The organism is Sediminibacterium sp. FW305-C-49 (assembly GCF_058231085.1).
In genome coordinates, this window is record NZ_JBIQXS010000002.1 from 913,681 (window position 1) to 939,655 (window position 25,975).

Here is a 25,975-nt window from a genome sequence, read left to right on the forward strand (position 1 = left end):
CATCTGACATCTGCCATCTGACATCATACATCATACATCCGACATCAGAAATTCCCCCGAGTAGTCTTTAATCTCATTGTACAGCGTACCTCTCTCCACCGGTTGTCTGTTAACCTGTTTAATAAGTCGAACCAATTCCTCCGTGCTCATGGTAGGTGTTTGTTCTTCACTACCTGCCATGGCGTAAATTTTGGTGGAGTCGTCGATGGTGCCGTCGATATCGTTCACACCAAAAGATAAACTGAGCTGCGCATTCTGTCTGCCCAGCATGGGCCAGTAAGCTTTCAGGTGTGGAAAATTATCCATGTACAAACGCGAAACGGCATACATACGCATGTCTTCTACAATGGAAGATTCGGCGATATGACTCATATCATTATCCTTATTGCGGAACTTGAGTGGAATAAAAGTGTTGAAGCCACCGGTTTTATCCTGTAACTGGCGCAGTCTGTCCATATGGTCAATACGGTGCCAGAACTGTTCAATATGACCGTAGAGTAAAGTGGCATTGCTGTGCATGCCCAGGTTGTGTGCGGTTTCATGGATAAGTAACCAACCATCTGCATCTACTTTATCTTCACAGATCTGTTTGCGGATATCGGGATGAAAAATTTCGGCACCGCCGCCGGGTAAAGAATCGAGCCCGGCTTCATGCGCCATGCGCATACCTTCTTCCACAGAAACTTTGGCTTTGCGGAACATATAATCGAGTTCAACAGGTGTAAATCCTTTGATATGAAGATCGGGGCGATGTGCTTTGATGGTGCGTAAAAGTTCGAGGAAGAAATCGAGGTTCATTTTTGGATGAACACCCCCCACAATATGTACTTCGGTAACGGGTTTGCCATCGTAGCTTTTCACGATATGCATCATCTGTTCAATACTCAGTTCCCAGCCTTCATCGCGGTGGGCATAGAGGCGGGAGTAGGAGCAGAACTTACAGGAGAACACACAAACATTGGTGGGTTCAATATGAAAATTGCGGTTGAAATAGGTTTTGTTACCGTGCTTCTCTTCACGTACCCAGTTGGCGAGGGCGCCGAGCCAGGAGAGGGAGCCTTTTTCGAAGAGCAAAACACCCTCATCAAAAGAAATACGTTCCTTATGTAGAATTTTTTCGCCTATCTTTTTTAACTGGGTATCGGGCTGTGTGGCAACTAATACAAATGGGTCTGAAATTCGGGTGCTCATCTTCACTATTTAGGGTGCAAAAATACGGGTTTTGAGCTGTTAGCTATTAGCCATTAGCGGAGGGTGTGGGGGTTACCGGGTACCAGCAAGCAGGTATAGAAGCATTTCTATAGCATACCATTTTTCTTTAAAATCCAGCACTAAAAGCTAAAGGCTAATAGCTAAAAGCTAACAGCTCCCTCAAGTTCACGAATTTTCTATAGATTCGTTGGTCCCCAGTATCAACAGTAACCGGTAGGGGATGGTTCAATGATTAACTGAATAACCTATGTCGATTAAATTAAGACTAACCGTTCTGAGTTTTTTGCAATTTTTTATATGGGGTGCATGGCTAACTACCCTGGGTTCATATGGTTTCGGGTTTAAAAACTGGACAGGGGCACAGTTCGGGGCTGTATTCTCTACCCTGGGTCTGGGCTCACTCATTATGCCCGCCTTGGTGGGTATTATCGCCGACCGGTGGATGAATGCCGAAAAACTCTATTCTATTCTACACATTTTATACGGCATCACACTATTTGTATTGCCATTGATTGATGTGCCCGATACCTTCTTCTGGGTATTATTGGCGAGTATGTGTTTTTATATGCCCACCATCTCCTTATCCAATTCGCTATCGTACCGTATTTTAATAGACAACCAGCAGGATGTGGTAAAAGTGTTTCCCCCCATCCGTGTATGGGGAACCATAGGTTTTATTGCGGCTATGTGGCTCACCAACCTCATCAGCGATCCGCAATCGCCATGGGATGCAGGTAAGGCATTTGGTGAACAGATTGCATCTGTAACAGGCAATGCCATCAACGCCAACCAGTTTTATATAGCGGGTGTGTTTGCCGTGGTGCTGGGAATCTATGCATGGTTCCTGCCCAAATGTGCGCCGGAAAACAAAGGAAAGGGAAAGGGCTCCTGGATCGATAACCTGGGTTTACGTGCCTTTAAACTGCTGGGTAATTATAAAATGGCCATCTTCTTCCTGTTTTCTATGTTTTTGGGAGCCGCCCTGCAGCTAACCAATATGTATGGCGATACCTACCTGAAAGATTTCGAAAAAATAGAACAGTATAAAGACTCATTTGTGGTGGAATATTCAACCATCATCATATCCATATCGCAGATATCTGAAACACTGTTCATTCTGGCCATACCATTCTTTATGAAAAAGTTTGGTATTAAGAAAGTGATGCTCATATCTATGTTTGCCTGGGTATTAAGGTTTGGTCTGTTCTCTTTTGGAAACCCGGAAGGTTTGCTGTGGATGATCATCCTCTCGAATATTGTGTACGGTATGGCTTTCGATTTCTTTAATATATCGGGTTCACTCTTTGTAGAAACCACCATAGAACCGGAAATACGCTCCTCGGCACAGGGTTTATTCATGATGATGACCAACGGCTTTGGCGCCATCATGGGAAGCATACTGAGTGGCTGGATGATAGATAAGTTCTACCTGCTGCCCGATGGCAGTAAAGACTGGCCCGGCATCTGGATGGTCTTCGCCATCTACGCCCTGTTCATCGCCATCTTTTTTGGTATACTTTTCCGTCATAAGCACGATGCCGCGGTTGTGCAGCATGCTGGGCATTAGGGCTGTTAGCTGCTAGCCTTTAGCTATTAGCAGTTAGCTTTTAGCAACTCGCTACTGAAATGGATTTAGAAGTAATACAAAAAAAAGAAACCGACCAAGAAGCCGGTTTCTTTTTTTAATAACATATTGGTAAAAGCCTCTTCTAAAAGCTAACTGCTAACAGCTAAAGGCTAATAGCTCCTATAAATGCGACTGTATCTTCTTATCCAGCACCGACTTAGGCACTGCACCAATTTGTTTGTCTACAATCTGACCACCTTTAATGAAAAGGATGGCAGGAATAGATGTAATACCATAGTTAACACTCAGGTTAGGGTTATGGTCTACATTTACTTTACCTACATTTATTTTACCGTCATAATCTTTGGCCAGTTCTTCAATAACGGGTCCGATGGCGCGACAGGGTCCACACCATTCAGCCCAGAAATCTACTACGGTCAGTTTATCACTATCCAGTACGGTCGTCTGGAAATTCGCGTCTGTTAATTCTAAAGCCATTGTTTTTATTTTTTAGATGTTTATTGTTTTAGAGACCGGAAGTCCGTTTTTCCCTCCTTGTAGCTTGAAGCTTGAGGCTTGCAGCTTTGAAAGGAAGACAAATTTAAGCCCAAACCCCCTTCTCTGCCCCTTTGACTTTTCCACCACTGTTATTAATGACGTTAGGGCAGGGGGAACCTGACAGGGGGGCAGCAAATAAGGAACAGGAAATAAGGAATTAGAAATGGGTGGGGGTTGTGAGAATGAATAAAATGAGTAAATTTACTAATGTGTGAAATGGATTTCGTTAACCCACACATTTGTCATTAATAAGCAGACATACTACTATAAAAGATATGAAGAAAGAATTTTTCGGTTTTTACGAACCAACCCAAGCTGAAATTGATAAGGCGTGGGAAAATGGCATATTTGTGTTTGACGCAAATGCTCTTCTCAATCTTTATCGATATTCTGATTCGACACGAAAGGATTTTATTTTAGCTATTACAAAACTAAAAGAGAAACTATTCATGCCATTTCAAGTTGGACATGAATATCATTCGAATCGACATTTTGTTATTGAGACTTTGACCAACTCTTATAACAGCCTTCTATCCTCAATAAAAGATATTTCTGAAAAAAATATCACCAATTTATTGAACCAATATTTAAGGCATCCTTCCATTCAAATTGAAAGTATAAAAAAACTTCAAGATGATTTTCTAAAAAAAATTGGGAGTGAGTTGGAAAAACAAAAAAAAAGTCATCCAGATTTCAGAGGTAAGGATGAAATACTTTTACAGCTTACCGAACTTTATGAAAACAAGGTAGGTGTACAATTCAGTAAAGATGAATTAAAGAAAATATATGTTGAAGGAAAAGAAAGATATGATCAACTAATACCGCCTGGATATAAAGATTTAGAAAGCAAACGGAAAAAAGGTGATCAACATATTTACGGAGATTTAATTATTTGGAAAGAAATTATCTCATTAGCTAAAAAGGAAAAGAAGGAAATTGTTTTTATTACAGATGACAGAAAAGAGGATTGGTGGACTATTGAAAATGGCAAAACAATAAGACCAAGAGAAGAGTTAATTAAAGAATTTTATGATTTAACTGGGTTAAGTATTCTAATTTATAATGCAGATAATTTTTTACAGTACGCTAAGGAAAGAAAACTAGTTACTAAAATAAAGGATGCAACCATTAGCGAGGTTAAGAAAGTGAGACAATCCGATGAGAGTTTTATTACTGCAATGGACTTTTTGAAAAATGCTGAGACTATAAAAGCATCGTCCCAATGGTTTAATCCACCTAGTTCAGTTGCCGACATACTGAAAAATGCTGAGACTATAAAAGCATCGTCCCAATGGTTTAATACGTCTAGTTCAATTGCGGATATACTCAAAAATGCTGAGACTATAAAAATGTCGTCCCAATGGTTTAATACGTCCAGTTCAATTGCGGACATACTCAAAAGTGCCGAGACTATAAAAGCGACGACCCAATGGTATAACCCAGTCAGTTCAATTGCTGACATTCTGAAAAAAACTGAATTGAGAGATTTGACCAAGGCAAGTTCAGAAGATAGTCAAACAGATATTACCGAATCAGAAAGATCCAATAATAAAGAGCAAGATAGATTACCCCAGGAAAAAAAAGACAATGATGAATTATCCGAAAGCCAATAACTCCATAAATAAATGTGAGCATTAACTTTTGGAAAGTTCTGAGACTTTCTAAAAGGCTCTAATCTATCCCCAATCTCCGCCCCTTTGATTTTTTTGCCACTGTTATTACTGACGTAAGGGCAAGGGAAACCTGACAGGGGGCAGCAAAGCATCTTCTAAAGAAAAATCCCGGCATCCAGAGGAGGAACGACATGCTTGGGCTTGCAGGAATGGATTAAAATGAGTAAATTTACTAATGTGTAAAATGGGTTTCGAAAATCTGCATACAGGGTAGATTCCTTCTTCGCAGGGTGTTCCCCGCCTCGTCTCCCTCTATCACCGCAGGTGAAAGATCGGGGACGTGGCGGTAGGGCTTACGCCGAGAAGAGCCAATAATAGCTTAACCTTATAGCATACCACTCACCCGCACGCACAACTAAAAATAAATAGACCCTTCGTCGCAAATTCGATCTGCGATCGAAATGCTCCTCTGGGTGACGTGTAAGGAGTGGGAGCCTGCTGCAGTGATTGGCAAAGCCAATCACTGCAGTTTTTTTATCTGCATACATTGTCACCCTGAGGAGCATTCCGACTTTCAGTCGGAAATTGCGACGAAGGGTCCGCCCCAGCTTATAACTACGCCCTGTTCGCAGTCAATGACTGTATTTTCGTAATAAACTTATTTCATGCATAAGCCCGGATATATTTATATACTAACCAATGCTTCTAAAACGATGTTATATGTAGGTGTTACATCAAACTTGACACAGCGAATATGGCAGCATAAGCAAAAACTATATCGCAATAGTTTTACTGCTAAATATAATATTTGTGCATTGATTTACTATGAGTGTTATACCTCCATTGAAGATGCAATTAAAAGAGAAAAAGAAATAAAAGGGTGGAGGAGAAGTAAAAAGAATGCATTGATACATGCAAAGAACCCTGAGTGGGAAACTTTACAATAAGCCTCTATTGCAGTCAGGGTGTCAGTATTACTTTAGAGCTTACTAATTCGTCACCGAAGAATCGAACAATAAAATTAATCATTAACTTTCCTATGTGTGAGCGATCGCAGAGGCCTCTGCGAGAGACATCTGCGCGGAACATTCAAAAAAGTAGACCCTTCGGAAAAAAAAATTATGCTACGAATCATTTTATGTTTATTGGTGGTTGTGTGTAGTTCAAATCGAATAATACAAAAAAGTGATGAACTGCCGGGGATAACTGAGATTAGAGAATATCAACTTGAAACAGTTGATACATTGGTGGATATTGGTTGTCAGGATGGACTCTTTTCAAGAGAAATTGCTCGGTTTTATCCGAATGTATTCTTAGTGCTGGAAGATTTAGAATTTTTCACTTTATGTAATAAGAGCGGGAAGAAGTGTACTGATTATTTTACGCAAACTGAAATCAAAAAGACGTTCAGGGATTCAAAAAAATATCAAAATATTGAGAATAGGTACAGGTTTATCGCAGGTCGAATTGATTCAATTCCTTTGGCTACGTCTTCTTACAAAAGGGTTTTGTGTAGAAGGACAGTACATGAGTTTGAAAAAACCAAAAAAATGGTCAGTGAGCTTAAACGAATATTGAAAACGGATGGGATTCTTACAATCGTTGAGCCAGAACCGAACTATAAAAACCATATAGATGAATTTTGCAATAAAAAATACTTAACTAAAAATGAAGTACTTGAAATTTTTAAAGATTTTAAACTTTTGAACTTCAGGTCAATTCCGTATGGTAGTGATCGAATGAATATGTTTAACTTTAGTAAACAACTATTTTGAGCAATAACTTTAAGAAAGTCCTGAAACTTTCCAAAAGTTACTCGTCTCCTAAACCTTTTTATAACCAAAGCAAGTTTGTGAGAGAATAAATGAAGGTAATGTTGTAGAATACTAGATTTTTTTTATTAATGTGCGAGTGTATGCGTAAATTGTTCTTAGATGGGAGGTGAGAACATGAGATGAACTCAATTAAATAAACTGTTGCATATCTAAGTGGAATATTTTAAATACTTACTCGCTATCTATCTTACTAATTGGGTTAACTTGCTTGGTGTATTAGTAGGTACTGGTTTATCATTAATATTTGCTGCGCTATTTCAATTTCACGAAAGTGCGAAATCAGTGTCGGAATTACTCACGGAACTTTTAATGACACCTGTTTTTCTCTTAACATATGGGCTTATACCTATTGGATTATTTCTTTTAGCATTAGTTATACTTGATACAATTTGTTTTTTTCAAAAAACTCAGCGACTTAGAATTCTTCTATTAATTCAATGGCTGCTCATTATTCTTAAGCCTATTTTATGGGCCTTCGAATATAGCTTTTGGTTATGGGTTGGGCTTTCAATTTCATTCTTTGTGACACAACTTCTTCGTGAAAAGAAAATAAAAAATATACAAGGGAAATATTTTAACTCCTTCAAATACTAATTCTGAAAGATGAGCGATAACTTTTGGAAAGTGCTGAAACTTTCAAAAGTTTATTATTCTTGAAGTGTGTCTAGTAAGACACTATAAGACAATTCGAATCAGCTTCCACTCATAGCCGTATCATAGCCTACATGGCTTCGGTCATCCTTCGGGGTTTCTTCGGGAATTCCCGAAGCGGTTCCGAAGGATTCCCGAAGAAACCCCGAAGAAAGGGTGGCTGAAACCCCTGTTCATCTTTACAAACCGCTAAATCTTTCCAAAACTTTCCCTGGCAGCTCATTGGGTATCGAAAATCAATGTATGTTAGATGGTACTAAACATAAGTAAATGAAAAACATGGTTTGTTTGGTGCTTTGTCTCAGCTTATTGAGCAAGTATGGACAGGCACAAACGTCGTTTGATGGTCACCAATGGCAGGCTCCCTACCAGCTAAACATACCCAAAGACTGGACCATCGAACGTTTCCTGATTCCCGTCAGCTTTGCCCCGCAAATTCCCTATAAAGGGGTGGAAGATATTCGGTTTACACCCGGCTGGGCAAAACCGGCCAGCGAAGAATACTGGACCTATGCTTTTTTATGGTATGTAGATGGAACCGTGAAAATGAGTGCACAGACCATCACAGAAAACCTGAAAAATTATTATACAGGGTTATTAAAGGTGAATACTGATCCTTCAAAAGTAGATATCGAAAAACTACCACCCGCAACCACTTCTTTTAAAAAGACCGCCACAGCAAAAAATGATCTTGAAACCTATAGCGGAACGGTTAACATGACAGATTATATGTCGCGCAAGCCCATAACACTCAATTGTATTGTTCATCTGAAGTTTTGTAAAGAGGAAAACAAGACAATCATTTTTCATGAATTGTCGCCCAAACCCTTCAATCATCAAAACTGGGCTCAGCTAAACCAGTTATGGCTTAACTTTTCATGTAAAAAGACATAGAGAGGGTCACTTTCTTCTTCGCAGTGTTTCCCGAAATGAGCGATAACGTTTGGAAAGTTCCGAAACTTTCCAAACGTTTCTCATCTCCTGAGCCGGTATATCATCAAAGCCTGTTTGTGAAAAATTCTATGAGGCTGCTGTTGCAGGATGGCAGAAAAATATTTATTTTTATTAATGTGTAAAATTAGCTGTTAATCCTGTTTGTTCAGAAGGGCTGTATAGTGCGTAAATACATGCGTTGACTGCTATTGTAAAACCACACACTTCAAAATGAAAAAGCGACTTTTACTTGCCTGCCTGTTTGTAGGGCAAATTGTGTTTGGGCAAACAACACAGCATATAAAAATTCCGGGCACAAAGTGTAGCATGATTCCACCAGCTGGTTTTGTTGCAGCGACCGCTTTCAGTGGTTTTCAAAATGCAGCAACAGGTGCTTCCATCATGGTGAATGAACTTCCCGGTCCCTATCAAACTATAGTAGATGGTTTTACAGCAGAAGCTTTACTATCAAGGGGGATGACATTACTAAAGAAGCAAGTTATTGATTTTAATGGCTCAAAAGCTTCACTGATGCAGGTTACACAACCAGCCAACGGTACAACTTATCACAAACAAATGCTGGTCTTTGGCGATTCAAAAGCTACCGTTATAGTGAATGGTATTTACCCTGAAGCATCAAAAAATATAGAACCACAAATGAAGGATGCTATATTATCAATAGTATACAACAACCTGCAAAATGAGCACCCACTGGAGGCAGTAACTTTTACGATTGATACAAAAGAGTCGGAATTTAAACTCATCAGGTATATGTCGGGTAGTTTAATTTATTCAACCGACGGAAAAATCCCCACTGATAAACCGACTTTTATGGTGGCTAAGTCGATTGCAAAAATTTCCTCTCAGAATCAAAAGCAATATGCAGAAGAAAGGCTTAAAAATCTTCCTCGTGGCGAACAAAGTATGATCAAGGAAACCAATCAGGTAAAGATTGACAATTTAAGCGGCTATGAAATTATTGCTAACGGGAAAACGAAAGATGACAAAACTGAATTGGTATATCAGGTCATGCTCTTTAACGAAACTGGTGATTATTATATCATGATTGGACAGACCAAAGAAGATTTTGATAAGTACCTGGAAAGTTTCAGAAAGATTGCAAAAACATTTAAGCGTAAGTAGGTAAAGCTGCCATTCAGATTCAATCTTTACCAGACGTAAACCTTTTCCTTCTATGAATAGTGTATTTAGTAAGCGAGCATTTCGGCTCAGATTTCTATCGGAGAGGACTCTGCGAGCCACACAGCTAACATGTTTACATAAAACAAAAGAAGTAGAACCTACTCCTTGGTCACCTGTAACAAAAAGTAGTAGCTGACATTAATTTATTCCGAACAGTAAATTAATTTACAGCAATTCTAAAATCTAAAAAAAATACTGCAATGATCCGGTTCATTATTGTGCTTTCCTGTTTGTGTATTTTTAGTAGCCATGGGGTTTGTCAATCTCAGGGCTTTGTAGAATACTTTAAGAAAGATTGGAGTGAGGCCAAAGATATCGATGAGGCGACCTACTTTATGCATGCCGTAAAAGAAGACGATTCAACCTATATCTGCAGGTATTACAGAAAGACCGGCCCGATGGTTAAATGGGAAACCTATAAAGATCCTAAACTGGAAATACCCAATGGCCGATTTGCCTGGTACAATGCAAAAGGTAAATTAGACAGTATGGGTACGGTGGTGAATGGAAAGAAGAACGGCAACTGGTATTATGAGCTGGATGACAGCATGCATGCAAAACGAGAAGAGTATTTTGAAAACTGTAAGTTTCAGGTTCGCAAGAACTATGTTACAAGAACAGTAACCTATAGTGATGGCTCATCCAAATCGTTTGCAGAACTTGAAAAAGAAGAGGAGGAGCAGAAAAAAAAGGAAACCAAAGAATTTACAGTGGTTCAGTCGCCTGCAGATTTTGAGGGTGGTATTCCTGGCTGGACAGCCTATCTCTCCAAAAACCTTGTAACGCCGAATCGATTAATGGAATTAACGACAAGATCAACCAAAGCAGTTGTTGGTGTACTTTTTATTATTGATAAAGAAGGGTACCCCGGAGATGTGTTTATCCAAAAATCATACGAATGGTCTGCAGATATGGAAGCCATCCGGGTAATCAAAGCTTCTCCCAGATGGACACCAGCGGTTCAAAATGGTAAGAAAGTTATATACAGACATCGCCAGAATATATCCTACCAGATTTCGGTAGAGTAGGTGATGCTCCTTTCTTCTCCGAAAAGTGTGCTTTCTTCTTCACAGTGTTTACCGCGATGTCTCCCTCTATCACCGCAGGTGAAAGAATGGTGTCGTTGCGGCAGAGCTTACACTGGCACATGTTACTATTTACTTAGCTTTCTCATTATTATACATAACATACACAGCGAATAACTATTTGATACACCGAATGTGAAGCAACGCAAGGTCCCCAATCTCGCGCCTTTGGCGTGAGTGGGATACGATCGTAAAAAAAAAATGTGTTGATGGTATCCGGGAAAAAGAAAACAGAAAACAAAATTTGCCTGTATTTTGCTCTCTTAAACCAGGGGAGTAGAAAACATGCAACTCGGAAAGAAAATTGCCGCGGCGAGAAAATTTAAAGGGCTTACACAGGAAGAACTCGCCGATCTTTCACAAATAACCGTTCGAACCATTCAGCGTATAGAAGCCGGTGCGAATACGCCACAAAGTTTTACCCTGAAAGCCATTGCCAAGGCACTGGATATTGCTTATGAAAGTCTGATTGATCAGGAACCTGAAACCAGCAACATTGCACCTGCCACTGACGACCTGCGCCATTTCATGATCCTGTTTAATTTTTCCTGTTTTACCTATATCATTATTCCCTGGGTACATAGCCTCGTACCAATGTCTATCCTCAAAAAAAGAACGGATATTCCTGCTGCCGCCCTTCGCTATTGCCTAACCATCATCAGGCGGCAGATTTACTGGGTCATCAGTCTGCACCTCGCCCTGCTGGCTGTTTTTGGATACAACTACGCGATGCTATCCATGAAGGGCAGTAAAGAGGGTGTAATGGCGTATATCTGGCCTTTTCTCCTGATGTATTTTCTGAATGCACTAGTCATTCTCTTGCAACACAGGCAGATCCGGAAAACCTTCTAAAGCATTGATTTTAAAGGGATGTCGTGCAGATGTCGTGTGCTTGTCGGGCATTTGTAGCTGGTCTTACCCTGTCTGCACCCTTAGTTTTGTTGAAAAAATTATGCACTCATTTTTCCGTACAAAACAGGGTCTGTTTACTATCGTGAGTTTTGTTTTCATCAGCATGGTTGATGGTCAGGCTCCGGCCACCCATATTGGTTTGTTGCCCTCCAAAAAATATACTGTTCCTTTTAACTGGATGCGCGACAGCGTAAATGGTACGATAGAACCCCATGCCGCCATGCTCATTCCGGTGAAGCTACCCAATTGCCCCCAACAGTTTTATATGCAGTTCGATATGGGTGCCCCGGCTACCATTTTCTATCAACCCAAACTCAGGGCCATCAGCGAAAAATATCCTGCTTTTTACCCGGTGGAAGATAGTACCCGCCGCCTGGCAGCCATAGAAATAAGCGTCGGAAAAAATACAGTGAAGATCACCGAACCGGGTCTGCTTGATTTTACAGAAAAAACCATTGACTGGTCGGGAAGAAAAAAAGAAATCATCGGTACCATTGGCAGCGACTGGCTGGAAAACAAAACGGTTTTAATTGACTATCCTCATCAACAGATATTATTGAACTATACCGTTCCGGAAAAACTACAAAACCGGTTAACCGATTTTAGTTATGTACAGCGTAATATTCTGCTTCCCGTAACCATAAAAGGAAAGAAAACAACCCTGTATTTCGATACAGGCTCCAGTGCTTTTGCTTTATTAACGTCAAGAGAAACGGCGATGTCGATGGCGGTTGCCGATGCTGTTACCAGCAGGTACCCGGTAAAATCATGGGGCCGTACATTGTATGCCAACAGCCTGGCAACAAAAGACAGTGTGGAACTGAGCCAGCTTAGCATTCCCATTCAAACCGTAACCTATATGGAAGGCGCCAGTGAAGAGCAGGTAATCCGTATGTTGAAATTGGGCATAGGAGGGATGACGGGTAATAAATTGTTTTTACATACTGGTCTGGTCCTCGACACCAAAAACAAAAAGTTTATGTTGATACATTGAAAAACCGTGCAACTCCGTGGTTACTATATTAATATTTTTTTTAACCACAGAGCTACACAGAGTGGAACACGGAGTAGCACGGAGTTTTTTTGACTAAGCGTATAAAGAGGGGGGATGATGTAGAAGCTATATATTGAAAAAAGAGGTTTAATGATTGAATTTAATAATGCTGTAAACAGAAATAACTGAAATTGTGGTATGCTTCAACAGATACATCCCAAATTGCCGATGCGCAATAAGGAACATACCAAAACATACTACCAGCAATTGGGTTTTACAGTAAGTGCAGATTATGGTGATTACCTCATCATACAGCAGGATGCGATTGAAATACATTTTTTTGCTTTTCCTGCTCTCGATCCGTTGACGAATGACGGACAAGTGTATATCAGAACGAGTGATATTGATCAACTGTATCAATCGTTACTGGAAAAAGCTGTAGTCATTCATCCGAATGCACCATTGGCCGAAAAGCCCTGGGGACAAAAAGAATTCGCACTGCTCGACCCCGATCATAACCTACTCACTTTCGGTCAGGCCATATAACTCCGTGCCACTCCGTGTCAAACTCTGTGAAACGCTGTGGTTAAAAAAAGTAAGCAAAAAGAACCACAGAGTTTCACGGAGTAGATTTTTTCCGGAAGGGTTGTACTTTAAAATAAGTGGCTGTTCTCCATAACCATTCTACCGGACCGAAATAAAAATACCGGAACCAGCATTTGCAAAACCATGCCTGCAGTATAAAAAATATAATGGCTATCACCCAGTTTAACCAGGGAGCCGTTACTCCCACCAGTTGAAAACCGAAATGGAAAAATAAAATCAATCCGAGTGCTGTTTGCAGGAGGTAACTGGTCAATGCCATTTTACCTACGGGTGCCAAGGGATACAAGAGGCGTTGCCAGAATGACCGGTTCATCAGTAACGTAATACCCGCCACATAAAACACCACAAGGGCAGCGCTGTTGATATTGAAAAGGATGCCAAAAATATAACCGGGTAATGGCATTTGTTCCCAACCTAATTTTAAAAGTTCATTTGCTACAATGATGCCGATGCCGATCACCAGCGTGGTGAGTACCAGCCAGCCTGCTTGGTTTCTGATTTTTTTGAAAGCAGGATTCCTTTCCTCACTGCTCATCGCAAACCAGCCTTTCCTGCCACTGTACATACCCAGCAGAAAAAAGCCAAGTGTAACATAAATCCTGCCACTGCCAAACTGGAAATCAAATTTTTCTCCGATGCTGAGGATATTGCTTTTCATCATCGTCCACAAATCACTTTTATACACGGTGCTGAAAAATACCTGTGAGGGATCCTGAGCGGAGGGCGTAGCAGCAGGTGGTGGTGGCGGTGGGGTAGCAGTGGCACCCATTTGTTCAATCAACCCCGATAACTGAATTAATAAAGCCGGCAGGTTGATGGCGAGTAAGACACCGATGATCAGTATCACTTTATTACTCAGTTTACGCATAGGCAAGAGCAGAAAACCCAGTGGGGCATATATCGAAAGAATATCTCCTCTCCAGAAAGCATGGTGTATCAAACCGATGATACCCATTAGGGTAATGCGCCAGGCATAACGCCATACAAAGGGACGGCCACTGTCTTCCATGCTTTTCATCTGGAGAAAAAAGCTCAGTCCAAAAAGAAAGGAGAAGAAAGCAAAAAATTTACCCGAAATCAGTATATCGTTGATAGTGCCTACTATGCGCATGGCAATACCATCGTGTTTTTGAAATAGGTCTCCGGGCATATTACCGGCATTGTACCAGTAAATCATATGCGCGAGTAAAATACCGAGCAGGGCAAATCCACGCAGGGCATCAACGGTAATGATGCGTTGTTTCAGGGTTTCGGCTTGCATTCGTTGTTTATTTGAATGCAATAAGGTATGATTTTTTGAGATTTGTGGCAAGGAAATGGATAGGCGGCGGAGGGTAGGAGTGAATGGTGAATGGTCAATAGGTATTTTCAGTTGTTGGGCAATGTATCAATAAAGGCAGGAATAAATTGTGAAACTCCGTGTTCAACTCCGTGCAACTCTGTGGTTTTTTTACCACGGAGTTACACAGAATACGGCACAGAGTTGCACGGAGTATTATCCTACCAGACCTACACTTACTTCTATGTCTGGATTATCCAGCAGAAAATTCGCCATGTCTTCATTCATGAGGAAGCCTCTTTCTAATGTGTAGAGGCTTACTTTTAATTGTTCTCTTGGTTCATACAAGGTAAACCGCAGTGATGACTTGCCGGGATGTTCCCTTACATTTTTATCAATGAATGTAACAAAATCGGGTGTGAGCGATGCGGGCTGCATGTTAATTTCAATGCTGCGTGTTAAGTTCTGTTTTACCGTTTCCAGTAACGACATCACATTGATCTTGAACTCAAAATTATTCGGCTGGTTATACCGAGAGCGGAAGAAACCGGTTAATAAAATGTTCTGTCCTTTTTCGAGGTAGTTCTGGAATTTGATATAATCTTCACTCCACAAAATAAAATCAGTCTTACCGCTAAAGTCTTCAATGATAAAGGAACCGAAATTTTTACCGGTCTTGGTTACACGATGTTGTACATCAATCACCAAACCCGCCACACGTAACTGTTTACCCGGATTGGGTTGCAGGTGCAGTGTTTCCTTGATCTCATTAAAATCACTGATATTGGTAATGCCATAATATTTCAGTTCAAACTTAAAATGATCCAGTGGGTGACCACTCATGAACATTCCCGTTACATCTTTTTCATGATCGAGTAATTCGGTGAGTGTCCAGGGTTCAACGCTGGCAATTTTCGGTACGGGTACCTGCATGGCAGAAGTCATATCACCAAACAAAGTATTGGCACTGGCGGCAGATGCGGTCTGGTTGGCCTGTCCGTACTGGATAATTTTTTCCAGTCCGTTTAATTTGTCTCCATCAGCTACATGAAAATATTGTGCGCGATGAAATTCTGGGAAGCAGTCGAATGCACCGGAATAAGCCAGACTCTCCAGCGATTTTTTATTGACACTTCTTTGTACCACCCGCTTACTGAAATCGAATACATCTTTGTACCATCCATTCTTTTCCCTTTCTGCAATAATATTTTCTACAGCTGCTTCACCTACGCCCTTTAATCCGCCCAGACCAAAACGTATTTCACCATTCTTATTCACTGCAAAACCTTTCAGTGATTCATTGATATCTGGTCCCAATACTTTTATGCCCATGCGTTTACACTCTTCCATGAAGAAGGTGATTTTTTCAATACTGCCCGCATGGTTGAGTACGGCCGACATATATTCTCCGGGATAGTGCGCTTTGAGGTAAGCCGTCTGGTAAGCCACAAATGCATAACAGGTTGAATGCGATTTGTTGAAGGCGTATTGTGCAAATGCTTCCCAGTCGGTCCATATTTTTTCGAGTTTATCGGCAGGATGTCCTTTGGCAGATGCGCCATCGATAAACTGTTTTTTCATTTTGTCCAGTACCGCTTTCTGTTTTTTACCCATGGCTTTACGGAGCACGTCCGCATCACCTTTGGTAAAACCGCCGAGGCTCTGGCTCAGCAACATCACCTGCTCCTGGTATACCGTGATACCATAGGTTTCGGCGAGGTATTCTTCCATTTCAGGAATATCATAACTCACGGCTTCGCGGCCGTGTTTACGATCGATGAACTTGGGGATGTATGCAATCGGACCCGGACGATACAGGGCGTTCATCGCAATCAGGTCATCAAATTTATCGGGTTTGAGGTCGCGCAGGTATTTCTGCATCCCTACACTTTCAAACTGGAATGTAGCATTGGTTTCACCGCGTTGGTAGAGATGAAATGTTTTTTCATCATCCAATGGAATGGTATCCAGATCAATAGTAACACCATGGTTCTGTTTGATGAGTTCCAGTGCTGTCTTCATGATGGAGAGGGTCTTCAGACCCAGAAAGTCCATCTTGATTACACCTGCATCTTCAATGATGCTTCCTTCAATTTGTGTGACCCAGAGATCAGAGTCTTTGGCAGTGGCCACCGGTATAAGTTCTGTTAAATCTCTGGGAGCGATGATGATACCAGCGGCATGTATACCGGTATTACGTACAGAACCTTCCAAGCGTTCTGCTTCTTTGAGTACCTGTGCACGGATATCGGTACCGTTGTAAATTTCTCTGAGTTTTTTTACGTTCTCAATATCTTCCTGCTGGTAAGCTTCTTTTTCTTCGAGCGATTTCTCACCTTCTTTGATGGTCAGTGGTGCATGCAGTACACGACCCAGTTCGGTACCGGGTTTGTCGGGTACCAGTTTGGCCAGCATATTACTTTCGGCCAGTGGCAGATCGAGTACACGGGCCACATCTTTGATGCTCATTTTGGCGGCCATGGTACCATAGGTAACAATCTGTGCCACCTGCTGCTTGCCATATTTCGCAACCACATAATCAATAACTTTCTGACGGCCCTCATCATCAAAGTCGGTATCTATATCGGGCATGCTCTTACGATCCGGATTCAGGAAACGCTCAAACAGGAGATTGTATTTAATGGGGTCGATATTGGTGATGCCGATACAATAGGCTACCACACTACCTGCGGCCGATCCGCGACCCGGACCCACAAATACACCCAGCTCACGACCTGCTTTAATGAAATCACTCACAATTAAAAAGTAACCGGCAAAACCCATGGTCTTGATGGTGAACAATTCAAAGTCTATTCTTTCCTGTATCTCTGGTGTAAGATCGGAATAGCGCATTTTAGCGCCTTCCATGGTAATATGTTTCAGGTATTCCCACTGGTTCAGGTTGGCATCAGCATGTAGCTGAAATGAAGCAGGAATGGGGAAGGCCGGAAGTAAGATGTCTTTCTTCAGGTTCAATACCTCCACTTTGTCAACAATCCGGTTGGTATTATCCAGCGATTCAGGAATATCGCTGAACAGTTTTTCCATTTCCTGTGTGGTCTTGAAATAAAACTGGTCGTTGGGGAATTTAAAACGACGGTTCTTTACCTGTGTATCATCGTTCACAAAATCATCGAATCCAGGTGTGCTTTGTTTTTCACCTGTATTGATACAAAGCAGGATATCGTGTGCATTGGCATCGTCTCTGTCTACATAATGACTATCGTTGGTAGCAATAACAGGGACCTTGTATTTTTTCGCAAACTTTAATAAAGCCTGGTTAATGAGTTCCTGTTCCTTGATATTATGTCTTTGCAGTTCGATATAATAATCTTCACCAAACATATCGAGCCACCATTTGAATTCCTGTTCTCCTTTTTCTTCCCCATCGTGCAATATGGTTTGAGGTACATAAGCACCAATACAGCAGGTAGTGGCAATCAGTCCTTCATGGTATTGTTCAATCAGTTCTTTGTCGATACGTGGATACTTGCTGTACATCCCCTCAATAAAACCCAGTGATGTAAGTTTAACCAGGTTTTCGTATCCTTTTTTATTTTTAGCGAGCAATACCTGGTGATAACGTTCATCTTTTACTTCTTTGGTGAAAGTTTTGATATGACGGTCTTTCACCACATAAAATTCGCAACCCACAATAGGTTTTACCTGAGGTGCGAGTATATCTTTCCCGTTTTCATCTTTTCCAATCACTTTGGTATTCTTCCAGGCCTGGCTTACAAATTCAAATGCCCCGAACATATTGCCGTGATCGGTAATGGCGAGGGCGGGCATGTTATCTTTGGCAGCTTTTTTGTATAGACTGTCGATGGCGGCAGCGCCGTCGAGTAAAGAATACTGGGTATGTACATGCAGGTGTGAGAAAACCATAAGGGGGATGTCGGATGTCTGATGTCGGATGGCGGATTTTTTGGATACTGCCTTACCGATTTTTCCGAACAACAAATGTCCTGATTTTGGGGCGTTTTGGGAAGGAGGGATTATCCACATTTTCGTGAGACAGAGAGTTGAAAACCGTGCAACTCCGTACCGTACTCCGTGAAACTCTGTGGTTGTATGCTAAGATTTTTTTAACCACAGAGTTTCACAGAGTTGAGCACAGAGTGGCACGGAGGGTTTTCCACATTTGTGCAGTTGGGGTGAAAAATGTAAAACTTATACTCAATCCTTGGGCTGAAAAGGATGGGGGATTATATTGCAAATCTTATGATGAACAGGATCGTTTTTTCAATAGGAATGTTATCGGTATTTGTACTGGCGAGTTGTAAATCGCTGAGTAAACTTACGGCGAGAGATAATTCTGCGTCTAAAACGGCTCCTGCCAAAACAACAACAACGACGACACAACAACGGGAATTCCTCGATGGAATTGAAGTAACGCCGGGCGCCGCAGTAACCAGTCGCCATAAAACCAGTACCACCAATGCTGCCGCAGGTACAGCAAAAGATAAAGTAGCTACGACTGCTAAAGACATGAGCAGCTTTAACATAGAACGTGCCGGTTATCTTCAGTTAAAATATGCTGTCATTATTGATGCCACCGTTGAAAAACTCACGAATATCCCTTTACTTGAAACCATCGATAAATGGTGGGGAACCAAATACTGTATGGGTGGCAGTTCAACAGATTGTATTGATTGTTCCGCTTTTACACAGGTATTGATGCGTGATGTTTTTAATACCAGTTTACCAAGAACCGCACAGGAACAATTTGACAACAGCGAAAAAATTGACCTGGCCGATTTACAGGAAGGGGATCTTGTTTTCTTTCATACAACGGGTCGTAGAAAAGATATTACCCATGTGGGTGTTTACCTGCTCAATAATAAATTCGTTCATGCAGCCACCAGTGGCGGTGTCATGATCAGCGACCTCAACGAAAAATACTGGCAACCGAGGTTTAGAGGCGCGGGACGCGCTGGGCGCTAATTTGAAAATGTGCTAATTTGAAAATTTGAAAATGAAAACCCTTTTGTTTAGTAGTTCATTCTAAAGTGAAGCAACATTTTTTGTGCAGCAAAAAAACTCCTGTCATTTTCAAATTAGCACATTTTCAAATTATTTATAGAGTGCCTGTATCGTTTCTCCTGTTTTCTGCATTAAAACAACCTCCTTTCCCTCCAGCATTTTAGTGACAAGTGTTTCATTGTAGTGGCGGATGGTGAGTAGGTGGAGGTCTTTTTCTATTTGTACATCGAAGAGATTACTGGCTTGAGAGGCGAACTGTTCGGTTTTATCCTGTTTATCATCCATACAGATCTGAACACCGATGGCGCCGGTTTGAATGAGGTTGGGACGAACGCGTGTTTGTGCAAAAATGCCATATAACTGTCGCATGGGTTCTTCTCCCATAAAAGAAAAATCGCGGCTGTTGAGGTGTACCAGCAACTGTTTTTCTTTGATCACGATAATAGGGGGGAGTCCCTTGATATTTTTTTTATGGATGACGGTACCCGGGAGTGAGGGGTCGAGAAAACATTTTACATACATCGGTATGCCCTTGTTCTGTAAGGGTTTGATGGTTTTGGGGTGTATGACCTGTGCCCCATAAAAAGCCATTTCAATGACTTCCGTAAAATTCAGTTCACTGATGAGTTGTGCATCCGGAAACTGTTTGGGGTCGGCATTCATGACACCCTCAACATCTTTCCAGATGGTTAAACTTTCGGCATTGAGCATATTGGCAAAAATGGCGGCGGTATAGTCACTGCCCTCTCTTCCTAAAGTGGTACTCTCATTTTCATCAGTAGAGCCAATAAAGCCTTGTGTGATGAGGATGTTTTGATCGGCCAGAACCGACTGCCAGTTTTGAGTGGCTTTCTCTTCCGTGTATGTCCAGTCAACCCCCGCATCCCTGAAATTATCATCGGTACGAATGATGTCACGAACATCCAGCCACTGGTTCTGTATTTTTTCCTGGTTCAGGAAATGACTGATGATACAGGTACTGAGTAATTCGCCTACACAAACCACCTGGTCGTAATAATAATCAAATTCGCGAACGGGTTTATCGTGTAAGAGCCATTCTACTTCTGTGAAAAAATCGTTGAGTTGTGCTGCACAACCATTGTAATGTGTAACCAGTAAATATTTAGCAGTAGTAAGATGTTGATGCTTGACGATGTCGAAAAGCTGTAGTGCTTCCTCTTTTTTACCGGCATAAAATGCTTCCACCACTTTCTCCAGCGCATTGGTGGTTTTACCCATCGCAGAAATAATAATAACAAGCTGTTCGTCTTTATAAGTTCCTACAATAGATGCCAGGTTCTTGATACGCTCAACACTATTTACACTGGCTCCGCCAAACTTGAATACTTTCATGTGCTAAATTCTTGGATGCAAAACTAGGGGAGAACAATTTGAAAATTTGAAAATGTGCTAATTTGAAAATGAAATATCTCTCATTTTATAGTTTATTATAAAGTAAAACATGTTTTTTTGTGCAGCAAAAAACTCCTTTCATTTTCAAATTAGCACATTTTCAAATTTTCAAATTACTTCTTCTCCCTCACTGCCCTAAACTCAGACCCCGCTTTCCATTTTGGCATATGTGTTTCAAATGCCAGTTTTTTTCCTACCTGGAACAGCCATTTTAAATCGTTGATGGCACCATTCATGGTCCAGGTGGCGGGATTGTAGCTATCGGAGGGCTGGTGATAATTTTTCTCGGTATAATCTTCCTTCAATTTTTGACCAAATTCTTTGCCTTTGTTGATCACATCAGTACCTGTACTAACATAGAGTGCCGGAATACCTGCTTTGGCAAAATTGAAATGATCGGAGCGATAATAATAACCTGCTTCGGGATGTGAATCATAAGAGATATAACCACCTGTTTTTTCAACAGCTTCTTTCAGGTAATCTTCGAGATCAGACTGTCCTTCACCCACAATCACAATATCTTTTGTGGTTTCAAAACGATTGAGACCATCCATGTTGATATTGGCCACTGTTTTATCGGCAGGGTATATCGGGTTCTGCGCATAATAGGCAGAGCCCAGCAAACCTTGTTCTTCTGCGGTAACTGCGAGGAAGATGATGGTTCTTTCCGGTTGTTTTTTCATGCTTTTGAATGCACGGATCAGTTCAAATAAACCGGCAGTGCCAGTTGCATTGTCTAATGCACCATTGTAAATAGAGTCGCCTGTAGCATCGGGTCGTCCAATACCGAGATGATCCCAGTGTGCTGTATAAATGATGACTTCATCTGGTCGCTTGCTGCCTGTGATTTTACCGATTACATTGTACGATTTTTTATAAGTGGCCTGAACATTCATGCTGGTAGAAACAGTCAGGTTCAATGGCACTGCTTTAAATCCGGGTTGATTGGCTTTCTTGAGCAGTGTAGAATCAAAGCCTGCGGCTGTAAATAACTGGTTCGCTGTTTTCTCGGTAACCCATCCGATCACATCACAGTTCTTTACATCCATACCCCTGGTATCGAGTTGTAAGCGTGATGTGTTGAAACTGTTTTGCTGCACACTGAATGGATAACTGGCGGCTGCCGTATTGTGAATGATCAGACATCCTTTGGCACCCTGTCTTGCAGCTTCTTCAAATTTATAGGTCCAGCGGCCGTAATAGGTCATGGTTTTGCCTTTGAATAAACTGGTATCACCCACCCAAAAGCCGGGGTCGTTTACCATTACCATGACCACTTTGCCTTTTACATCCAGTCCGGCGTAATCGTTCCAGTTGTATTCAGGGGCTACCACACCATAACCTGCAAAAACGAGTTCTGATTTGTCGAGGCTTTGAGTAGCATCGGCTTTATCGGTCCAGATGATATAATCATCAAAAGCTTTCAGGTTGAATTTGCCTTTGGCTGAATTGACTTCCATAGTAGGTGCTGCCTGGGCAAGCAGACTCACCATGGGCACATCCTGCACAAAGCTGTTGCCATTACCCGGTTCGAGACCTGCTGCGGCAAACTGGGTAGTTAAATAGTCGATGGTTTTGGTTTCACCTTCGGTAAATGGTTTGCGACCCATAAATGAGTCTGATGCCAGTATGCTTACATGGTGCTTAAGACTGTCGGCCTGAAAGGCTGCCAGGCCATCTTCCGGATCAACACTGGTTGAACAGGCGGTGAATACAGTCATTCCAATAAGGGAAAGACCGATGTATAGTTTATACATGCTTGATAATTTTAACGATTAAGTTGGGTTCTAAGTTAGCGGTTTTGGCTTATTTCGTAGAAGAGACAGTTAATCAGATATAAAGGATACGGAATTACGTTTTCTTACATTTATTTCCTGATGTCTTTGTGTTTGGTATAGTTGTTGTCTATAATCAATAATAAACCCTGCGAAATCTCCTCTAACTCAGTTCTCTGTTCCTTGCCCCGGATTTAAATCCGGGGCAAGGAACAGAGAACTGGAAAAAAGGGGGAGGCTTCGCTGGGGATGATAAGAAAACTTAAATTGATATCGATGATTAAAAAATGTAGTTTTTTATTGGTGTTATTGATTCCGGTATTGCTTTTTTCCTGCACCAGGAATATCAGTCCTGCAGGTAATAACACACCTAAACCGGAAGCGGGTTTCAATGCTGCCGAAATGACCGCTGATATCCTCTATCATGTAAATGCTTACCGGAAAAAGAAAGGGCTTGGTGCATTGTCATCACTAACTGTAGCAGATCAGCAAGCCGCACTTCACAGTAAGAATATGGCACTCAAGAAAACCGCATTCAGTCATAATGGTTTTGAACAACGTATAGCCACCATTTCCAAAACCGAAGGAACCATGCGGGCTGCCGCAGAAAATGTGGCTTATGGACAATTATCCGCCAAAGAAGTAGTTGACGGCTGGATCAACAGTCCGGGTCACCGAAAAAACATAGAAGGCAATTATACTCTCACAGGTATTGGTGTTTACCGTGATAGCAGGGGTGTTGTGTTTTTTACGCAGTTGTTTATGTGGAAATAATTTGATAATTTATAATTTGAAAATTTGAAAATGAGGAGTATCATTTAATGTGTAACTCTTACATAGCCAACCGCTCATTTTCAAATTTTCAAATTATCACATTTTCAAATTGAATACCTTCGTTCAAACGATAGCCCCTGCATATGACAGTGAACAGAAGAATTCTCACGCTGGATGAATTTACTTTACAGCAATTAAGACAATTTCCTACTGCCACCGGTGAACTGAGTAGTTTACTGCGCGATATTGGCCTGGCGGCTAAACGTGTGAATGTAGAAGTAAACAAAGCCGGTCTTGTAGACATTCTCGGTGATGCAGGAACCATTAATGTACAAGGTGAAGATGTGAAAAAGCTCGATATATATGCCAATAACCAGTTTATGGGCGTATTGCAGCATGGTATCAGCTGTGCGGGTATAGGAAGTGAGGAAATGGATGATTTTGTGGTATTTGATGATGAAGTGAGTAACCAGAGTAAGTATGTGGTGATGTTCGATCCATTAGATGGTAGTGGTAATATTGATGTGAATGTGTCTATTGGTACCATCTTCAGTGTATACCGTCGTATCAGCGAAAGAGGAAAGCCCTGTGTGAAAGAAGATTTTTTACAACCGGGTAATCGCCAGGTGGCGGCAGGGTATGTCATTTATGGTTCGAGTACCATGTTTGTATATGCTACCCGCCGTGGTGTAAATGGTTTTACACTTGACCCGGCCATCGGAGAATTCTGTCTCAGTCACCCCGATATCAAATGTCCGCCATCAGGAAAATTCTATTCTGTAAATCATGGAAATTTTTTCCAGTACGATATCAACGTAAGAAAATACATCGACGCCTGTCAGCGTAAAACAAAAGAAACCGGAGGTCCTTATACCCAGCGTTATATTGGCAGTATGGTGGCCGATGTACACAGAAACCTGATTAAAGGAGGGATTTTCATGTATCCCGGAACAACAGATAAGCCCAAAGGTAAACTGCGCTTATTGTATGAGGCCAATCCTTTTGCCTTTATCCTTGAAGTAGCGGGCGGGAAAGCCACTAACGGGAAACAGCGTATTCTTGATATACAGCCAACAGCGCTGCACCAGCGAACACCCTTATTTATCGGTAGCAGTGAAATGATGGCCGAACTGGAAAGCCATTTGAATGCTGAATAATGAATAGTGAATATGGAATGATGGAATTATTTATCCTAACTTCATCATTCGAAATTCATTATTTATCCTCTTGTTTATGCGATTGATTTTTTGTTTCCTGTTTTTATTATTTATCCAGGAATTAAATGCCCAGCAAAAACTGGAACCGGGGCGTATGCATTATATCACAAACCCTAAACCCAACAGTATATTTTACAGGGATACTTTATACAGGGGAAGTAAAGAGTTTATGCAACTGTTCTATCGGACACGCGACCAGCAATTGATTAGTCTTTATCAAAAGCATCAGTCAAATAAAATATCAGGACAGGTATTAGGGGTTGTAGGTAGTTTTGCGCTGATTTTTGGTATCAGTAGTCTTTCATCAGATGATCAGAAGGGTTTGGGATGGGCATTGATAGGGGGAGGATTTGCGTCTACCCTAACAAGTGGTTACCTGCTCCTGCAAAGTCAGCGAAATTTGTATACAGCGGTCACATTATTCAATCAACGTCATAACAAAGCCTCGCTTGGTATTGGGCTCTCGCAGCAACAGGCAGGACTTGTGTATAAATTCTGATTATGGCAAACCCCATTATAAAAGTTAAAAACCTGCACAAGAAATATGGTGATTTTGAAGCGGTAAAAGGCCTCAGTTTTGAAGTGCTGGAGGGAGAGATATTTGGGTTACTCGGACCAAATGGTGCGGGTAAATCAACTACATTGGAAATTATTGAAACACTCAGAGAGAAAACAAGTGGTGAGGTTTGGGTAGATGGTTTCAATCTTGATAAACAACCCAATGAAATCAAGAAAATCATTGGTGTGCAATTGCAGACCTCGGGGTATTACCCCGGACTGAACCTGGTTGAATTACTGGAATTGTTTGCTGGATTATACAACCAGCCAATAGATCCGATGGCTTTACTTGATACAGTAAACCTGCGCGATAAAGCCAAAGCCAAATACAAGGATTTGAGTGGTGGACAGAAACAAAGATTTTCCATTGCCACCACTTTAATCAATTCACCCAAAATAATATTCCTTGATGAACCTACAACAGGTCTTGATCCGCAGGCGAGAAGAAATTTATGGGATCTCATCAGACAGATTAGAGGCAAGGGAACAACCGTTATCATCACCACCCACTATATGGATGAAGCCGAGATTCTGTGTGACAGGGTTGCCATTGTAGACAAAGGAAATATCATAACACTCAATTCTCCCGATAAACTGATTGATGAACTGGTGGCCAGTGGTTTTGAGAAACCAAAGGAAATAAAGAAAGCAAACCTGGAAGATGTATTTATTCAGCTTACAGGACATTTATTGAGGGAGGGGGCGTGAGGGGGAAGGGTGAATGGTCAATGGTGAATCGTGAATGAAAAAGTTTAGTGAGTAAGCAATAACCTTACTCGTAACAAAGTTCTCCTTATTGACCAT

21 protein-coding genes are annotated in these 25,975 nt (G+C 41.3%); 15 read left to right on the forward strand and 6 right to left on the reverse strand.

Going from position 1 to position 25,975, the window contains the following annotated elements; translation table 11 throughout:
- Positions 1–30 precede the first annotated feature (30 nt).
- Complete coding sequence (mqnE, locus tag ACH3Z1_RS11440) at positions 31–1,191, reverse strand: aminofutalosine synthase MqnE (RefSeq protein ID WP_490822112.1); 1,161 nt, start codon at positions 1,189–1,191, stop codon at positions 31–33.
- Between the two features lie 268 nt (positions 1,192–1,459).
- On the opposite strand from mqnE, the gene ACH3Z1_RS11445 reads away from it, so the two are divergent.
- Positions 1,460–2,779, forward strand: coding sequence for a nucleoside permease (locus tag ACH3Z1_RS11445; RefSeq protein WP_490822113.1), 1,320 nt, complete (start codon positions 1,460–1,462; stop codon positions 2,777–2,779).
- A gap of 180 nt (positions 2,780–2,959) precedes the next feature.
- Here ACH3Z1_RS11445 and trxA read toward each other — a convergent pair whose 3' ends face one another.
- Positions 2,960–3,277, reverse strand: coding sequence for a thioredoxin (gene trxA, locus ACH3Z1_RS11450; protein WP_295203810.1), 318 nt, complete (start codon positions 3,275–3,277; stop codon positions 2,960–2,962).
- A gap of 335 nt (positions 3,278–3,612) precedes the next feature.
- Between trxA and ACH3Z1_RS11455 the strand changes: the two genes are divergently transcribed.
- The 9 genes from ACH3Z1_RS11455 (at position 3,613) to ACH3Z1_RS11495 (ending at position 13,109) form a co-directional block, all read left to right on the forward strand.
- Positions 3,613–4,950, forward strand: a complete 1,338-nt coding sequence (locus ACH3Z1_RS11455) for a PIN-like domain-containing protein (RefSeq protein WP_490822114.1) — start codon at positions 3,613–3,615, stop codon at positions 4,948–4,950.
- 665 nt (positions 4,951–5,615) lie between these two features.
- Positions 5,616–5,897, forward strand: a complete 282-nt coding sequence (locus ACH3Z1_RS11460; RefSeq protein ID WP_490822115.1) for a GIY-YIG nuclease family protein — start codon at positions 5,616–5,618, stop codon at positions 5,895–5,897.
- A 96-nt stretch (positions 5,898–5,993) separates the two neighbouring features.
- Positions 5,994–6,725, forward strand: coding sequence for a methyltransferase domain-containing protein (locus ACH3Z1_RS11465; RefSeq protein ID WP_490822116.1), 732 nt, complete (start codon positions 5,994–5,996; stop codon positions 6,723–6,725).
- A gap of 981 nt (positions 6,726–7,706) precedes the next feature.
- A complete protein-coding gene (locus ACH3Z1_RS11470) occupies positions 7,707–8,330 on the forward strand; it encodes a hypothetical protein (protein ID WP_490822117.1) in 624 nt (207 codons plus the stop codon).
- Positions 8,331–8,771: 441 nt separating this feature from the next.
- Positions 8,772–9,512 (forward strand): hypothetical protein, encoded by a 741-nt coding sequence (locus ACH3Z1_RS11475; RefSeq protein ID WP_490822118.1) that lies wholly within the window; start codon positions 8,772–8,774, stop codon positions 9,510–9,512.
- A 260-nt stretch (positions 9,513–9,772) separates the two neighbouring features.
- The gene (locus tag ACH3Z1_RS11480; RefSeq protein WP_490822119.1) at positions 9,773–10,600 is read left to right on the forward strand and encodes an energy transducer TonB; all 828 of its coding nucleotides are present in this window, start codon (positions 9,773–9,775) and stop codon (positions 10,598–10,600) included.
- 342 nt (positions 10,601–10,942) lie between these two features.
- Positions 10,943–11,509: a helix-turn-helix domain-containing protein gene (locus ACH3Z1_RS11485; protein ID WP_490822120.1), complete on the forward strand. Its 567-nt coding sequence runs from the start codon at positions 10,943–10,945 to the stop codon at positions 11,507–11,509.
- A 100-nt stretch (positions 11,510–11,609) separates the two neighbouring features.
- Positions 11,610–12,563, forward strand: coding sequence for a hypothetical protein (locus ACH3Z1_RS11490; protein WP_490822121.1), 954 nt, complete (start codon positions 11,610–11,612; stop codon positions 12,561–12,563).
- A gap of 198 nt (positions 12,564–12,761) precedes the next feature.
- Positions 12,762–13,109, forward strand: a complete 348-nt coding sequence (locus ACH3Z1_RS11495; RefSeq protein ID WP_490822122.1) for a bleomycin resistance protein — start codon at positions 12,762–12,764, stop codon at positions 13,107–13,109.
- Positions 13,110–13,182: 73 nt separating this feature from the next.
- Here the strand turns inward: ACH3Z1_RS11495 and ACH3Z1_RS11500 are convergent, their stop codons facing one another.
- Together ACH3Z1_RS11500 and dnaE are read right to left on the reverse strand one after the other, a co-directional pair.
- Complete coding sequence (locus ACH3Z1_RS11500; protein ID WP_490822123.1) at positions 13,183–14,430, reverse strand: DUF418 domain-containing protein; 1,248 nt, start codon at positions 14,428–14,430, stop codon at positions 13,183–13,185.
- A gap of 234 nt (positions 14,431–14,664) precedes the next feature.
- A complete protein-coding gene (gene dnaE, locus ACH3Z1_RS11505) occupies positions 14,665–18,411 on the reverse strand; it encodes a DNA polymerase III subunit alpha (protein ID WP_490822124.1) in 3,747 nt (1,248 codons plus the stop codon).
- Positions 18,412–18,675: 264 nt separating this feature from the next.
- Here dnaE and ACH3Z1_RS11510 point away from each other — a divergent pair, with 264 nt between their 5' ends.
- Positions 18,676–19,395, forward strand: coding sequence for a C40 family peptidase (locus ACH3Z1_RS11510; protein ID WP_490822125.1), 720 nt, complete (start codon positions 18,676–18,678; stop codon positions 19,393–19,395).
- 129 nt (positions 19,396–19,524) lie between these two features.
- Here ACH3Z1_RS11510 and ACH3Z1_RS11515 read toward each other — a convergent pair whose 3' ends face one another.
- Both ACH3Z1_RS11515 and ACH3Z1_RS11520 read right to left on the reverse strand, forming a co-directional pair.
- Positions 19,525–20,787 carry an aspartate kinase gene (locus tag ACH3Z1_RS11515; RefSeq protein WP_490822126.1) on the reverse strand — a complete coding sequence of 421 codons (1,263 nt, stop codon included), beginning with the start codon at positions 20,785–20,787 and terminating at the stop codon, positions 19,525–19,527.
- A gap of 173 nt (positions 20,788–20,960) precedes the next feature.
- The gene (locus tag ACH3Z1_RS11520; protein ID WP_490822127.1) at positions 20,961–22,604 is read right to left on the reverse strand and encodes a M28 family metallopeptidase; all 1,644 of its coding nucleotides are present in this window, start codon (positions 22,602–22,604) and stop codon (positions 20,961–20,963) included.
- A 294-nt stretch (positions 22,605–22,898) separates the two neighbouring features.
- Between ACH3Z1_RS11520 and ACH3Z1_RS11525 the strand changes: the two genes are divergently transcribed.
- From ACH3Z1_RS11525 to ACH3Z1_RS11540, 4 genes are all read left to right on the forward strand, one after another.
- On the forward strand, positions 22,899–23,396 hold the full coding sequence (locus ACH3Z1_RS11525; RefSeq protein WP_490822128.1) for a CAP domain-containing protein: 498 nt from the start codon (positions 22,899–22,901) through the stop codon (positions 23,394–23,396).
- A 143-nt stretch (positions 23,397–23,539) separates the two neighbouring features.
- Entirely contained in the window at positions 23,540–24,553 is a 1,014-nt protein-coding gene (gene fbp, locus ACH3Z1_RS11530) for a class 1 fructose-bisphosphatase (protein ID WP_490822129.1), read from the forward strand.
- Between the two features lie 76 nt (positions 24,554–24,629).
- On the forward strand, positions 24,630–25,112 hold the full coding sequence (locus tag ACH3Z1_RS11535; protein WP_490822130.1) for a hypothetical protein: 483 nt from the start codon (positions 24,630–24,632) through the stop codon (positions 25,110–25,112).
- Between the two features lie 2 nt (positions 25,113–25,114).
- On the forward strand, positions 25,115–25,879 hold the full coding sequence (locus tag ACH3Z1_RS11540) for an ABC transporter ATP-binding protein (RefSeq protein ID WP_490822131.1): 765 nt from the start codon (positions 25,115–25,117) through the stop codon (positions 25,877–25,879).
- Positions 25,880–25,975 lie beyond the last annotated feature (96 nt).